15 protein-coding genes are annotated in these 14,261 nt (G+C 57.6%); 7 read left to right on the top strand and 8 right to left on the bottom strand.

The window, feature by feature from the left end:
• Positions 1–55: 55 nt before the first annotated feature.
• The gene (gene hrpA, locus V1603_RS14230; RefSeq protein ID WP_395312807.1) at positions 56–3,958 is read right to left on the bottom strand and encodes an ATP-dependent RNA helicase HrpA; all 3,903 of its coding nucleotides are present in this window, start codon (positions 3,956–3,958) and stop codon (positions 56–58) included.
• Between the two features lie 205 nt (positions 3,959–4,163).
• Between hrpA and azoR the strand changes: the two genes are divergently transcribed.
• Both azoR and V1603_RS14220 read left to right on the top strand, forming a co-directional pair.
• Positions 4,164–4,769 (top strand): FMN-dependent NADH-azoreductase, encoded by a 606-nt coding sequence (gene azoR, locus V1603_RS14225; protein WP_116340063.1) that lies wholly within the window; start codon positions 4,164–4,166, stop codon positions 4,767–4,769.
• Between the two features lie 90 nt (positions 4,770–4,859).
• Positions 4,860–5,546: an RluA family pseudouridine synthase gene (locus V1603_RS14220; RefSeq protein WP_395312806.1), complete on the top strand. Its 687-nt coding sequence runs from the start codon at positions 4,860–4,862 to the stop codon at positions 5,544–5,546.
• Positions 5,547–5,553: 7 nt separating this feature from the next.
• Here the strand turns inward: V1603_RS14220 and V1603_RS14215 are convergent, their stop codons facing one another.
• Positions 5,554–6,093 (bottom strand): DUF2058 domain-containing protein, encoded by a 540-nt coding sequence (locus V1603_RS14215; RefSeq protein WP_302218534.1) that lies wholly within the window; start codon positions 6,091–6,093, stop codon positions 5,554–5,556.
• A gap of 141 nt (positions 6,094–6,234) precedes the next feature.
• On the opposite strand from V1603_RS14215, the gene V1603_RS14210 reads away from it, so the two are divergent.
• From V1603_RS14210 to V1603_RS14200, 3 genes are all read left to right on the top strand, one after another.
• On the top strand, positions 6,235–6,711 hold the full coding sequence (locus V1603_RS14210; RefSeq protein ID WP_395312805.1) for a GNAT family N-acetyltransferase: 477 nt from the start codon (positions 6,235–6,237) through the stop codon (positions 6,709–6,711).
• A gap of 123 nt (positions 6,712–6,834) precedes the next feature.
• On the top strand, positions 6,835–7,809 hold the full coding sequence (locus V1603_RS14205) for a DUF1852 domain-containing protein (protein ID WP_395312804.1): 975 nt from the start codon (positions 6,835–6,837) through the stop codon (positions 7,807–7,809).
• A gap of 23 nt (positions 7,810–7,832) precedes the next feature.
• The gene (locus tag V1603_RS14200; RefSeq protein WP_395312803.1) at positions 7,833–8,861 is read left to right on the top strand and encodes a methionine synthase; all 1,029 of its coding nucleotides are present in this window, start codon (positions 7,833–7,835) and stop codon (positions 8,859–8,861) included.
• A gap of 5 nt (positions 8,862–8,866) precedes the next feature.
• Here V1603_RS14200 and V1603_RS14195 read toward each other — a convergent pair whose 3' ends face one another.
• The gene (locus tag V1603_RS14195) at positions 8,867–9,799 is read right to left on the bottom strand and encodes a LysR family transcriptional regulator (protein ID WP_192982440.1); all 933 of its coding nucleotides are present in this window, start codon (positions 9,797–9,799) and stop codon (positions 8,867–8,869) included.
• Between the two features lie 95 nt (positions 9,800–9,894).
• On the opposite strand from V1603_RS14195, the gene V1603_RS14190 reads away from it, so the two are divergent.
• Positions 9,895–10,329, top strand: a complete 435-nt coding sequence (locus V1603_RS14190; protein ID WP_163329251.1) for a DMT family transporter — start codon at positions 9,895–9,897, stop codon at positions 10,327–10,329.
• A 4-nt stretch (positions 10,330–10,333) separates the two neighbouring features.
• Positions 10,334–10,792, top strand: coding sequence for a DMT family transporter (locus tag V1603_RS14185; protein WP_395312802.1), 459 nt, complete (start codon positions 10,334–10,336; stop codon positions 10,790–10,792).
• On the opposite strand, the gene V1603_RS14180 is transcribed toward V1603_RS14185, so the two are convergent.
• The 5 genes from V1603_RS14180 to V1603_RS14160 are packed head-to-tail and all read right to left on the bottom strand — an operon-like array spanning position 10,789 to position 14,261.
• Positions 10,789–11,322: a DUF3833 domain-containing protein gene (locus V1603_RS14180; RefSeq protein WP_395312801.1), complete on the bottom strand. Its 534-nt coding sequence runs from the start codon at positions 11,320–11,322 to the stop codon at positions 10,789–10,791. The genes V1603_RS14185 and V1603_RS14180 overlap by 4 nt on opposite strands.
• The gene (locus V1603_RS14175) at positions 11,319–11,843 is read right to left on the bottom strand and encodes a hypothetical protein (protein WP_395312800.1); all 525 of its coding nucleotides are present in this window, start codon (positions 11,841–11,843) and stop codon (positions 11,319–11,321) included. The genes V1603_RS14180 and V1603_RS14175 overlap by 4 nt, the downstream gene beginning before the upstream one ends.
• Positions 11,840–12,325 carry a DUF2878 domain-containing protein gene (locus V1603_RS14170; protein ID WP_166711038.1) on the bottom strand — a complete coding sequence of 162 codons (486 nt, stop codon included), beginning with the start codon at positions 12,323–12,325 and terminating at the stop codon, positions 11,840–11,842. Before V1603_RS14170 ends, V1603_RS14175 begins: the two co-directional genes overlap by 4 nt.
• Complete coding sequence (locus V1603_RS14165; RefSeq protein ID WP_302218549.1) at positions 12,322–13,542, bottom strand: cyclopropane-fatty-acyl-phospholipid synthase family protein; 1,221 nt, start codon at positions 13,540–13,542, stop codon at positions 12,322–12,324. Before V1603_RS14165 ends, V1603_RS14170 begins: the two co-directional genes overlap by 4 nt.
• The gene (locus tag V1603_RS14160; RefSeq protein ID WP_116340087.1) at positions 13,539–14,261 is read right to left on the bottom strand and encodes a DUF1365 domain-containing protein; all 723 of its coding nucleotides are present in this window, start codon (positions 14,259–14,261) and stop codon (positions 13,539–13,541) included. Before V1603_RS14160 ends, V1603_RS14165 begins: the two co-directional genes overlap by 4 nt.

Raw genomic sequence — 14,261 nt, 5'->3', positions numbered from 1 at the left:
GGCCTGATGCCCTCACCCCGCCCCTCTCCCACAGGGAGAGGGAGAAAACCGGGGCTTAAGCGGAAATCTCCTCCATCGCCTGCAGAATACGCTTATCCGAAATCGGATACGGCGTACCGAGCTGCTGGGCAAAGAAGCTGACGCGCAGCTCCTCGATCATCCAGCGGATCGCCTGCACATCTTCATCGTCGCGGCGCGCCGGCGGCAGCTTGTTTAGCCACTGCTGCCACGCCTGCTGCACGCTTTCGACCTTCAGCATCTGCGCGCGATCGCGGTGCGGATCGATGGCCATTTTCTCCAGACGTTTTTCAATCGCCTGGAGATAACGCAGGGTGTCGCCCAGGCGTGCGAAGCCATTCCCGGTGACAAAGCCGCGGTACACCAGCCCCGCCATCTGCGCCTTCACGTCCGAGAGCCCCAGCGCCATGGTCATATCCACGCGCCCCTTCAGGCGCTTGTTGATATTGAACACGGTAGTGAGGATCTGCTCGACCTGCTTGGCAATCTCCACCACGGTGTCGTTCAGCTCGGCGCGCACCTTCTCATGAAGCTTTGCAAAGCCCTCTTCCGTCCAGACCGGACCGCCTGCCTCGTGGATCAGCTTGTCCACGCCGCAGGAGATACAGTCGTCAATCAGATCCAGCACCTTGCCGTACGGGTTAAAGTACAGCCCCAGCTTGGCCTTGTTCGGCAGCTTCTCGTGCAGATACTTGATCGGCGACGGGATGTTCAGCAGCAGCAGGCGGCGCAGCCCGCGCCACATCATCTGCTGCTGTTCCTGCGGATTATCAAAGAGTTTGATCGCCACGCTGTCGCGCTCGTCCACCAGCGCAGGCCAGGCCTTGACCTTATAGTTCCCGCGCTTCTGCTCGTAGCTTTCCGGAAGCTGGCCAAAGCTCCAGATGTGCAGCCCGCTTTGCTCGATACCGTCGTCCGCCACGGCAGAAAGCGTCTCCTGAACTTTCCCCTTCAGCGACTCTTTCAGCTCGCTCAGCGAACGCCCTTCCAGCAGCTTTTTGTTTTTATCGTCCACCACGCGGAAGCTGATTTTCAGGTGATCGGGCACCTGATCCCAGTTCCAGTCTTCGCGGTTGATGGTGGTGCCGGTCATGCGGCGGAACTCGCGCTCCAGCGCGTCCAGCAGCGGCAGCTCCAGCGGCGTGACGCGGCCCAAAAACGCTTCCGCATAGTTTGGCGCAGGTACAAAGTTACGGCGCACCGGTTTCGGCAGGGATTTGATCAGCGCAATCACCAGCTCCCGGCGCAGGCCGGGGATTTGCCACTCAAAGCCGCCCTCATCGACCTGGTTTAACAGCGGCAGCGGAATATGAACGGTCACGCCATCCGCGTCGGCACCCGGTTCAAACTGATAGGTCAGCCGCAGCTTGAGGTTTCCCTGATGCCAGAAGTTCGGGTAGTCGAGCTTGCTGACCGACTCCGCCCCCTCTTTAATCAGCATGCTCTTTTCGAAGTTGAGCAGGTCCGGCGTCTCTTTGCTGGCCTTTTTCCACCAGCTGTCGAAGTGGCGGGCGGAGATAACATCGTGGCTGATGCGCTGGTCGTAAAACTCAAACAGCGCCTCATCGTCCACCAGAATATCGCGACGGCGGGACTTGTGCTCAAGCTCCTCCACCTCGGCACGCAGCTTCAGGTTTTCACGGAAGAAGGCGTGACGCGTCTGCCAGTCCCCCTCCACCAGCGCGTGGCGGATAAACAGCTCGCGGCTGAGTGCCGGATCGATCTGGCTGTAGTTAACCTTACGCGCGGCGACTACCGGCAGGCCGTAAACGGTCACCTTTTCGGTCGCCATTACCGCGCCCTGCGCGCGCTCCCAGTGCGGTTCACTGTACGAGCGTTTCAGCAGGTGCTGCGCCACCGGTTCGACCCATTCCGGATCGATACGCGCGGCAATGCGCCCCCACAGGCGGCTGGTTTCTACCAGCTCGGCAACCATGGTCCACTTCGGCGGTTTCTTGAACAAGCCGGAGCCAGGGAAGATGGAGAAGCGAGCGTTGCGCGCGCCGGTGTACTCCTGCTTGTCCGCATCTTTCATCCCGATATGCGACAACAGGCCGGTCAGCAGCGCGATGTGAATTTCGCGGTACTCCGCCGGCTCACTATTAACCGGAATGCCCAGCTCTTTCACCACCTGGCGCAACTGGGTGTAGATATCCTGCCACTCGCGCACGCGCAGATAGTTGAGGAAATCCACGCGGCACTGGCGGCGGAATTGGTTCGAGGAGAGCGCTTTCTGCTGCTCGCCGAGATAGTTCCACAGGTTCACGAAGGCGAGGAAGTCGGACTCTTTGTCGTGGAAGCGACGATGCTTTTCGTCAGACGCCTGCTGTTTGTCCATCGGACGCTCGCGCGGGTCCTGGATGGAGAGCGCCGAGGTAATGATCATCGCCTCGCGCACGCAGCCGTGCTTTTGCGCTTCCAGCACCATACGGGCCAGACGCGGATCCACCGGCAGTTGGCTGAGCTGGCGGCCCAGCGGCGTCAGCTTATAGATGCTCGCCTGTTCGTCGGTGGTAATGGCGCCAAGCTCTTCCAGCAGACGTACGCCGTCCTGAATGTTGCGCTTGTCCGGCGCTTCGACGAACGGGAACGCCGCGATGTCGCCCAGCCCCAGCGCGGTCATCTGCAGGATAACGGACGCCAGGTTGGTGCGCAGAATTTCCGGGTCGGTAAATTCAGGGCGTGACAGGAAATCATCTTCGGAATAGAGACGAATACAGATCCCTTCCGACACGCGGCCGCAGCGGCCTTTACGCTGGTTAGCAGAAGCCTGAGAGACCGGCTCAATCGGCAGCCGCTGAACCTTCGTGCGGTAGCTGTAGCGGCTGATGCGCGCCGTGCCCGGGTCGATCACGTATTTAATCCCCGGCACGGTGAGCGAGGTTTCCGCCACGTTGGTCGCCAGAACGATACGGCGTCCGCTGTGCGGCTGGAAGACGCGGTTCTGTTCGCTGTTGGACAGGCGGGCATACAGCGGCAGGATCTCCGTGTGGCGCAGGTCGCGCTTGCTGAGCGCATCGGCGGTATCGCGGATCTCGCGCTCGCCGCTCATGAAGATCAGAATGTCGCCCGCACTTTCGTTGCCCAGCTCGTCAACGGCGTCGAAGATGGCCTGCAGCTGGTCGCGCTCGGTATCGTCCGCCTCTTCAACAATCGGGCGATAGCGCACTTCAACCGGATATGTGCGTCCTGACGCCTCGATAATCGGCGCATTGTTGAAATGCTTCGAGAAGCGTTCCGGGTCGATGGTTGCGGAGGTGATGATGATTTTCAGATCCGGGCGACGCGGCAGCAGCTCTTTCAGGTAGCCGAGCAGGAAGTCGATGTTCAGGCTGCGCTCGTGCGCTTCGTCAATGATGATGGTGTCGTACTGCATCAGCAGGCGATCCTGCTGAATTTCCGCCAGCAGAATACCGTCGGTCATGAGCTTGACCATGGTGTTATCACTAACGTGGTCGCTGAATCGCACCTTGTAACCGATGCAGCCGCCCGGCTCCGTCTGCAGCTCTTCGGCAATACGGTTCGCCACGGTGCGCGCCGCCAGTCGACGCGGCTGCGTATGTCCAATCAGCCCTTTTAGACCGCGTCCCAGCTCCATACAGATTTTCGGCAGCTGGGTGGTTTTTCCCGAACCGGTTTCACCCGCGACAATCACCACCTGGTGGTCGCGTACGGCCTCAAGGATGTCCTGTTTTTTCTGGCTGACGGGGAGGTTTTCCGGGTAGGTAATCGCCGGACGTGCGGCTTCGCGCAGCACAACCTTCCCTGCCGCCTGTTCAATCTCTTTAGCCATCTCCTGGTAAATGGCCTGTTGTGCATCAGGATTTTTAACCTTCTTCACGCCGTGCAGCCGGCGTGAAAACCGCTGTTTATCGCGCAGCATCAGGGAATCAAGCTGTTGCAGGAGCATCGGGAAGGTGATTTTTTGTTGTTCTGTCATAGCATTAATGGGCAGTGCTCTGCCGGGTAAAATCTCTTTTTAATGATTGCTATAGAGTACCACATCGACGCTTTCAGCGCCTTATTCAAAAAATTCGAACATAGGCTTCGATATATTGCGCTATCCCTGCGACAGGATTGTGAATAGAGTGTCAACAAGCAACGGGGCAACCCCCTTCAATCAAATGCAAAAACAGGAATCACCCATGAGCAAAGTATTAGTTTTGAAATCCAGCATTCTGGCAGGGTACTCTCAGTCTGGTCAGCTGTCTGATTACTTCGTTGAACAGTGGCGTGAACAGCATTCCGCAGATCAAATCACCGTGCGTGATCTGGCTGCAAACCCAATTCCTGTGCTGGACGGCGAGCTGGTTGGCGCGCTGCGCCCAAGCGATGCACCGCTGTCTCCACGTCAGCAGGAAGCGCTGGCCCTGTCCGACGAGCTGATTGCTGAGCTGCAGGCGCACGACGTTATCGTTATCAACGCCCCAATGTACAACTTCAACATCCCTACCCAGCTGAAGAACTACTTCGACCTGGTGGCGCGCGCTGGCGTAACCTTCCGCTACACCGAGAACGGCCCTGAAGGTCTGGTGAAAGGTAAACGTGCGATCGTCCTGACCAGCCGTGGCGGCATCCATAAAGATACCCCAACCGACCTGGTTGCGCCGTACCTGAGCCTGTTCCTGGGCTTCATCGGCATCACCGACGTGAACTTCGTGTTCGCTGAAGGTATCGCTTACGGTCCGGAAGTGGCGACCAAAGCGCAGACCGATGCGAAAGCCGCCATCGACAGCCTGGTAGCAGCTTAAGATTTTGCCCTCTCACCGCCCGGTGGGAGGGTTTTTCTTTTTCCCCGCATTTCGTTATCATCCGCACCTACTCTCCAGCCGGGCGGCCTGATGTCTGCAATTATCGATTCTTTTATAGCCCCACCGTGTCACGACGACATCAATATCCTCTGGCAGGATGAACATCTGCTGCTGATCGATAAGCCTTCCGGCCTGCTCAGCCTCTCGGGCAAAAACCCGCAAAATCTTGATTCTGTCCATTATCGTCTGGTCCAGATGTTCCCCGGCTGCACGCTGGTACACCGTCTGGATTTCGGCACGTCCGGGCTGATGGTGGTTGCGCGCAATAAGGCCATCAACGCGGCGCTGTGCCAGCAGTTCAGCCAGCGCAGCGTGGAGAAAGTCTACAGCGCCCTGCTTTGCGGACATCTGGAAAACGATGAGGGAGTCATAGACGCGCCGATTGCCAAAGACCCGGCGCTGTTCCCGCTGATGTCGATCTGCGCCATCAACGGTAAACCCGCCCGGTCCCGCTATCGGGTAGTGGAACGGTTTTATCAGGGAACGGGAGTGCCGTTAACGCGGGTTGAACTCACGCCGGAAACCGGGCGAACCCACCAGCTGCGCATCCACTGCCAGCGGCTGGGGCACCCGATTCTGGGCTGCGATCTGTATGGCGGTCTTGACGCGCCGGGGGCTGAGGGAACGCCCCGGCTGATGCTGCATGCAAGCGTTCTGAATTTTATTCATCCCGTGAGCGGAGAGCCGGTTAACGCCCGTCACGCCGCCCCGTTCTGAATGCGGTTTACCACATCAAATCGTCAGGGATTTTGAAGTCCGCGTACGGATCGTCTTCGTCCTGTTCTTCCTGGCTGAGCGCGCTGTTAAGCACGATGCTGTCGGCATCGCGCTGGGCGATTTTATCGGCCACTACCGCCGGAATAATCGCGTATTCGCAGTCGCCGCTGGCGTTAGTCACCAGACGGGCAATCGCCAGACGACCGTTGATCAGCTGGGTTTGCGTCTGCTTGTCGACCTCGATTTTTTTGATGAGAGTACCGTCGGTGAAGTTAAAGGTGATGTTGCCTTTCGCCACGGTGATGCGGTTCATCTCGATCAGCTGCTTCACCTGCGCTTTAAACTCTTTCGCGAGTACGGCCTGCTTCTGCTGCTCGCTCAGCAGCTTGTCACGCTCGATCTGCGCCTTCTTGTTCTCTTCTACCGCTTCCCGAGCCTCACGCGCCTGAACGCGTGATTTCTTTGCCGTGCGCTGCACTTTCGCCGCTTTTTTGCTGCTGACCAGGCCCGCTTTCAGCATCTGCTCTTGTAAGGTGAGTTTTGTCATGATCGTTTCTAAACCGGTTGGAAATTTTGGGGATTATAGCGTCATTAAGCGCGTGCCGAAACATAAGTAAAACATAGGACGACTCAACTTAACCGTCTGATAATTTGACGACTGCAAAATAAAGCTCAATGGAATCCTCCAATGATAACGATTAAAAAAGCCGACCTGCACACTTCTGAATCCCTGCGTCTGATTGAAAAATTGTCATCAGAACTGGCGAATATCACCGGGGATGGCGGCAGGCGTTATTTTAACGTCGACTCGATGATGGCCGAACGCGCCCTGTGGGTTGTCGCCAGGAATGAAAAAGATAAAGCCGTTGGATGTGCGGCTTTGCGCCCCCTCTCCGAACAGGTTGCGGAGCTGAAACGCATGTATTCCGACAGGAGCGAGCCGGGGATTGGTAAGGCTTTACTGGCTTTTCTTGAAGCGTCGGCACTACGTCTAGGCTATAGCGAAATCTGGCTAGAAACCCGACACGTTAATGCACGTGCGGTGAAATTTTATGAGCGAAATGGCTACCGTGTAATTGATAACTATGGCCCCTACATCGGCAGGCAAGAAGCCGTCTGTTTCGCAAAAAAACTGACGCTGCACGAGAGTCGAGGGAATTTGTGATCAACATCATGAACTTCGCTCATGTTGCATTGAAATTAAGTCACTTCCCCTGCGCCGCGGGCTCAGGCATAAATTATGCATCGGTAACTTCTTAGCAACATGAACTTAGGATGCATAACCACAATGAGCAAAGCTTTCACATATACCCTTAAGCGCAGTTGCTTCGATGAGAATTACAACCCGTCTGAAAATACGCGTACGACCACCAACTTTGCCAACCTGGCACGCGGGGAAAAACGTCAGGAAAATCTGCGCAATACGCTGGTGATGATCAACAACCGCTTTAACGCCCTGGCGCACTGGGATAACCCAAATGCCGATCGCTACGCGGTTGAGCTTGAAATTATCTCAGTTGACCTGAACATTGGCGCGGAAAAGCCCTTCCCGGCCATTGAGGTATTACAAACGTATATTGTCGACAAGAAAAATAACCAGCGCATCCCTGGCATTGTCGGGAATAATTTCTCTTCTTACGTGCGGGATTATGATTTCAGCGTGCGGCTGCTGGAACACAATAAGAACCAGCAGCACTTTAGCATTCCGGATAAATTTGGCGAACTGCACGGCAATATTTTCCGCCATTTTATAAATTCCCCGGAATATAAAGAGAGCTTCAAAAAGGGCCCGGTAATCTGCCTGAGCGTTTCCAGCAAAGACACCTACCGCCGCACCGGCAACCAGCATCCTGTGCTGGGCATTGAGTATCAGCCCGATGGCGAGTCATTAACGGAACTGTACTTCGCCAAAATGGGCCTGAAGGTGCGCTACTTCATGCCGGAGAACAGCGTGGCGCCTTTCGCGTTCTTCTTTACCGGGGATTTACTGAGTGATTATACCGATCTGGAACTGATTGCCACCATCAGCACGATGGAGACGTTCCAGAAAATCTATCGCCCGGAAATTTATAACGCAAACTCAGCGGCGGGACTGTTTTATCGCCCTGATCTGAACCAACAGGACCATTCATTAACCAAAATTGTTTATGACCGCGAAGAGCGTAGCCGCCTGGCGATTGAACAGGGTCGATTTACCGAAGAATATTTCATTAAGCCTTATAAACACATTCTTGAGCAGTGGTCTGATAACTACGCGCTTTAATTTATCAAAAAAGGTCTTTTATTATGAAAACATTGCTCCCGACGTCTACGGCTGGCAGCCTGCCTAAGCCGACCTGGCTTGCGCAACCTGAAACGCTCTGGTCTCCGTGGAAGTTGCAGGATCAGGAACTGCTGGCGGGTAAACAGGATGCGCTGCGCCTGTCTCTGGATGAGCAGATCCGTGCGGGAATCGATATTGTCAGCGACGGGGAACAGACCCGCCAGCACTTCGTCACCACCTTTATTGAACACCTGAGCGGCGTCGATTTTGAGAACCGCCAGACGGTGCGCATTCGTAACCGCTATGACGCCAGCGTGCCGACCGTGGTTTCTGCTGTTGCGCGTCAGAAGCCGGTATTCGTGGACGATGCGAAGTACCTGCGCCAGCTTACCGACAAGCCGATCAAATGGGCCCTGCCCGGGCCGATGACCATGATCGACACCCTTTACGACGCGCACTATAAAAGCCGCGAAAAGCTGGCCTGGGAATTCGCCAAAATCCTCAATCAGGAAGCGCGTGAGTTAGAGGCCGCAGGCGTGGATATTATCCAGTTTGATGAACCGGCATTTAACGTCTTTTTTGACGAGGTCAACGACTGGGGCATCGCCGCGCTGGAGCGCGCAATCGAAGGGCTGAAGTGCGAAACCGCGGTACACATCTGCTACGGCTATGGCATCAAGGCCAATACCGACTGGAAAAAGACGCTCGGATCCGAGTGGCGCCAGTACGAAGAGGCCTTCCCTAAGCTGCAGACCTCTAACATCGACATCATCTCCCTGGAGTGCCACAACTCCCGCGTACCGATGGATCTGCTGGAGCTGATCCGTGGTAAGAAAGTGATGGTCGGCGCGATTGACGTAGCAACCAATGCCGTTGAAACGCCGGAGGAAGTGGCCGATACGCTGCGTAAAGCGCTGCAGTTCGTCGATGCGGACAAGCTTTACCCGTCAACCAACTGCGGCATGGCTCCGCTTTCACGCCAGGTGGCTAACGGCAAGCTGAAAGCACTCGGCGCCGGCGCAGATATCATCCGCAAGGAGCTCGGCGCGTAATTGCCTTACGCTTGCCAGTATAGCGGCGAGCCGAAAAACGCTACGTAATAATCAATCACCGCCCTGACATTCAGGGGCGGATGACGTGCGTTAGGGTAAATCGCCGCGATATTCAGTTGCTCCGTGTTGATGGCGCAGGCCATTTCCGGCATAAGGGCGACCAGCTCCCCCCGCTGCAGCCTGTCGCCAATCAGCCAGTCCGGAAACAGGACGATCCCCATCCCACCCAGCGCGGCAACGAGCAGCGACTCCGCACTATTGGACGTCATCAGCGGCGCGACAGGATAGTGCACCCAATTCTCCCCCTTGCGCCGCACCAGCCAGCGGTTAGGCCCGGACGAACCGCGATAGACCAGGCATTTATGCTGGCTCAGCTCGGCCGGATCGACCGGTACGCCGTGTTGACGCAGGTACGCGGGCGATGCGGCAAGGTGGTAGCGCTGCTGCCCGAAAACACGGGCGTGGAACGTTGAATCCGTCAGCGTGCCGATGCGGAAGATGAGATCGGCGGCATCCCGGTGCGGGTCGATAAAGTCATCGGTCAGCGTCAGCTCTATGGTTAACCGTGGATAACGCTCTGCCAGGCCTGCCAGGCCGGGTGCAACGTGCCTCTGTCCAAAAAATACCGGCCCGTTAATGCGGACCGTGCCGGAAGGTTCGGTCGAACGCTCATCCAGCTCCCGCCGCGCCTCTTCGAAGTTATCGACCATCGCCCGGGCATAGCGGATAAACAGATGCCCGCTTTCCGTGGGGATCACCGCCCGGGTATTGCGATAGAAGAGCTGCTGGCCGAGCGCGTCCTCAAGCTGATGAACAATGCGCGACACCTGCGATGCAGAAATCCCCTCCCGCCGCGCAACGACGGAAAAGTTTTGCGTTTCATAGACGGCAATAAACAGCAGCAGCGATCGAAGGTTCATGCTTCCGGCATCTGGCATTAATGCATTTCCTGCAAAGGTGTTTCCTGCATTATAGCATTTTTCTCACGAGTCTACAGACGTAATCTTCTTCGCCTGAAAACGGAGGAAGCGTAATGCAATTTGTATTGATTTTACTGGTGATTGCCGGCGGGATGGGGCTTTCCGTTGAGGCAGGATTGCTGGGGCCATTGGGGGGAGAAGTGGGCGATTTATGGGCCACGTTCAGCATTTTCGGGGTCGGCGCTGCGCTGACCTTTCTGCTGATGCTGTTTTTCAGCCCGCGCAGCAGCCCGTCGTTTTTCGCCCAGCCCGGCTGGCAGCTGCTCGGCGGCGTTCTGGGTCCTGTTTACGTTGTCATTCTGACTATCGCCACGCCCGCCATCGGCATCGCCCTGACGATGATTGGTATTCTGGCGGGCCAGATTTTTAAAAGCCTGATCATTGATCACTTTGGTCTGCTCGGCACGCAGGCGCGCAAGATCGATGCCAAACGGTTTATCGCCCTGGGATTCATCATTGCGGCACTGGTTCTGGTCGCGCAGGGGTAATGCTATGACGCTGATAATGATTCTTCTGGCCGTCTGCGGCGGCGCCACGCTGAGCGTCCAGGCGGCGATTAACGGACAGCTCGGCAGCAATGTCGGGGTATTTAAGAGCGCGTTTCTGACGTTTTCCGTCGGCGCGCTGGTCACCGCCCTGCTGATTTTCTTCTTTGAACCTAAGCAGGCCGTCAGCCTGCTGGACGTGCCGAAATGGCAGCTCCTCGGCGCTATGTTTGGCGTGCCCTATATCGTAATCATGGTGCTCGCCGTTCAGCGGATCGGCACCGCCGTCGCCACGGTCGCGGTGATCTTCGGCCAGCTCGCCATGAGTATGCTGATTGATAACTTTGGCTGGCTGAACAATCCCGCTATTCCGTTTTCACCGAGCCGTCTGGGCGCGGTGGTGTGCCTGGGGATTGCCCTGTACTTCATTTACTCCAGCAGCAAAACCGGCAGCGTCCGCGACTAAGCTGAGGTCTTACGGGTAAAGAACAGCGTCACCGTGGCGACGGTGACGCCCAGCTTCTTCATCTCGGTTTTGTTAAACAGATGGGTCTCATCCTGCAGGTACATCCAGTCGTCGAAGTTCAGTAGCCAGGTTTTGCCGTTGGCCTTCACGTTCATGCTGTAATGCCAGTTAAAGGCGTTGCCTGCGGCCTGCCCCGTCGCAACCCCTTCAATATCCCCTGCCGTTCCCTCGTAGCGGTCGTTCCCCACGCGGCGAATATGCCAGACCCGCTGCTGCTTCTCGCCATCGTCATAAACGAACTGCTCGTTCAGCGTCAGCGTATCGCCAATAACGTCCCCGGCAATCTCAACGTGGAAACGGCGGATCTGCTTGCCGCTGCGATCCTGCACCATGCCCCACGCTTCGGTTTTGCCCTGAAAGTAGTTAAAAATATCAAGCCGCGGCTGCTGCTGGCGATACTCGGACACGTCGGTGCTACAGCCGGCCAGCAGCATCGTGAATGCCAGCGCCAGCCTCAGGATTCGTTTCATTTTTGGCCTCCGATTAACTGCTGACGCAGCTCAGGATATTGCGTGCGGGGATCGAGCCAGATGGCCAGAAAACGGGTGCTGAACGCTTCTGACTGTCGCGGCCCGAGCGGAATAAAGGATGTTTGCGCCGCTGACGCGCGATACCAGAACTGCCCTTGCCCGTCGTCGAGCACAAACGCCAGCTGTGCGCCTGACCGGACATCCGGCCACAGCGAGCGGAGCATCTGTAACCAGGCTTCACTCCGGGGTTCCCGTTTCAGGATCCCCTGCGCCTGCCACTGATCGCGGGTCGCCTCGACCAGCTCATCGCGATCGATATCGCGCGCATAGGTAATAATCAGCGCCTGATCCTGGTTCTCCCGACCGTAACGCCCGTCCGGAGTACGCAGCTGGGAGGTATAAACGGTGAACGGCCCCCAGGTCAGCGTGGCGTCGCCCACCTTACGCCAGGCCAGCCAGTCGGCGGCCTGGGCCCCGGGAACAACCAGCATCAGCCAAAGCAGCAGAATCGCAGCTCTCATTTTTGTCTCCCCATCAGCAGGTGGAAAAACAGCATCAACACCAGCCAGCCCGGCACCATCCAGCTGACGACGATAAAGGTCGGCTCCAGAAACGTGATGGCGCCCAGCCGCTCGCCAAACAGGTAGGCCACAGGCCCCCCCACGGCGGCCAGCAGGGTCAGCAGCCAGCCGGGTAACGTGGTGGTGCGCGTTAGCTGCGTCCAGACGGTGGCGAACATCAGCCACAATGCCACCATCCAGAGCGGCATCAGGGAGTCGCCCGTGAAGGCAATCAGCCCCGTCAACGCCCAGAGCGCATCCAGCAGGCTGCCCGCCGCGGCCAGCCCAATGGCGTATAGACGGTAAGCTGACGGCAATAACATACACGCCAGGACCGCCAGCCCGAGCCAGATAATCAGGCCCTGTTCGCGAAAAAGCACCACCAGCGCCCAGTAGACATCGAACGCCACGGCCAGCAGAAAGACCTGAAGGTAACGTCTCATACGCGCTCGGCGGTCAGCTGCACCACGCTGATAGTGCGAGCGTTAAACCCGGCTTCACAGTAGCCGAAGTAGTACAGCCACATGCGGCGGAACCGTTCATCGAAGCCGAGCTTTTCTATCTCCTGCCAGGCGTGGACAAAGCGCTGCCGCCAGTGGGCCAGCGTGCGGGCGTAGTCGGGGCCCATGTCGAAGAGATTGCGCACCACGAAATCGGTGTGGCGCGTCATCAGCTCGTTCATCGCAGTGATACTCGGCAGGAAGCCGCCGGGAAAAATGTAGCGCTGGATAAAATCGACGCTTTTGCTGTAGTCGCGATAGCGCTGGTCCTGAATAGTGATGGCCTGAATTGCCATCCGTCCTCCGGGGCGCAGGCGCGCCTGGCAGGTACGGAAGAACGTCGGCAGATAGCGTTGCCCGACGGCCTCAATCATCTCTATCGAGACCAGCTTGTCGTACTGTCCGGTGAGGTCGCGATAGTCGCAGAGCAGTACCTCAACGCGATCCTGCAACCCGGCGCGGGCAATCCGCTCGGTCGCCCAGATATATTGCTCCTGCGACAGCGTAGTGGTGGTCACCCGACAGCCATAATGACGGGCGGCGTATTCCGCCATCGCCCCCCAGCCGGTGCCAATTTCCAGCAGGTGGTCACCCGGACTTAGCGCCAGCTGGTCGCACAGGCGCGCCATTTTGGCCTGCTGAGCCGCAGTCAGATCCTGCTCGTCAGCGGTAAACAGCGCGCTGGAGTAAAGCAGCTCCTTATCCAGAAAATGGGCATAGAAGGTGTTGCCCAGGTCGTAATGGGCGGCAATATTTTCGCGAGCCTGGGCGCGAGAGTTACGCCGCGTCCAGTGGCGCAGACGCTCCAGCGGCCTGCCGAGCAGCCGGAACCCTTTCTCCAGACGACCAAGCACCTCGCCGTTTAGGGCCAGGATTTGCAGAAGCGGCGTAAGCTGCGCGGTTTCCCATTCGCCGTCCATCCATGCTTCTGCCGCAGCAAGGCTCCCGCCCGTTAAGACGCGCCAGTAGACGCCGGGCGTGAGGATCTGCACGTCCGCGTGCAGCGCGGAGGATGTCTCGCCAAAATGGAAGGTCTGCGCCCCTTCACGCAGGGTGAGCGAGCCGCCACGAATGCCGCTTAACAGACGAAACAGCAGCCAGCGCGCAATGCGAGCGTTGCGCGGGAAATCGGGTTCTAGCGCAAAGACGGGATCGGTCATGAGCGTTCACTCCTGCTGACGGGATGGTTATACAGCGGCACGCGCTTGAGCCACAGCCTCAGCGCCTGCCAGTAAATGGCGAAAACGGTTTTCAGGGTCATCAGCGGGATGCGCAGCAGCAGCGAGCGCAACGTCGGGCGGGTCAGAGGTTCCCGGCGCAGCGCCAGGGTGGCGTCAAAGACCTTCGCCTCCTGATGATTTTCAATGTGCATATGCAGCGTGTTGTCCGGGTTGTTGAAGCGCCAGTGGTAGATCATGTCCATCGGGTTGAAGGGGGAAACGTGAAACGCCTTTTCCGTGGGCCGGGCATTTTGCCCGTTTACCGCGTAATAATGACGTTCGTTCCACGGCGTGTTGCGTACCTCGGCCAGCACCCAGCGAAGCGCGCTGTGTTGGTCATAGCAGTAGTAAAAGTTGACCGGATTGAAATGGAACCCGAAGTAGCGCAGCTGCGTCAGAAGCATGACCCGCCCCTCCGGACGTTCCCCGGTCAGGCTCTCCAGCCTGTTAAGCACGTTGTCTTTAAGCGGCGAGCCGAGCGGATAGTCCGCGTCGTGGAAAGAAGCGGCGGCAAAGCGGTTGCGCCGCACGCCAACGGAGGCCAGCAGCGGCAGCTCATCAAGATCCAGCCAGGCCATAAAGACGCCGTAGCTGAATTCGTGGGTTTTCGGCTGAAGGCGGCGGTGGCGCAGTACGCCGTGATAGAGGCAGCTATTCAT

Source organism: Enterobacter sp. ECC-219 (assembly GCF_043966805.1).
Taxonomy (GTDB): Bacteria; Pseudomonadota; Gammaproteobacteria; order Enterobacterales; family Enterobacteriaceae; genus Enterobacter; species Enterobacter cloacae_N.
The sequence above is the reverse complement of the archived record's forward strand: the minus strand, read 5'-3'. Positions and strand labels throughout refer to the sequence as shown.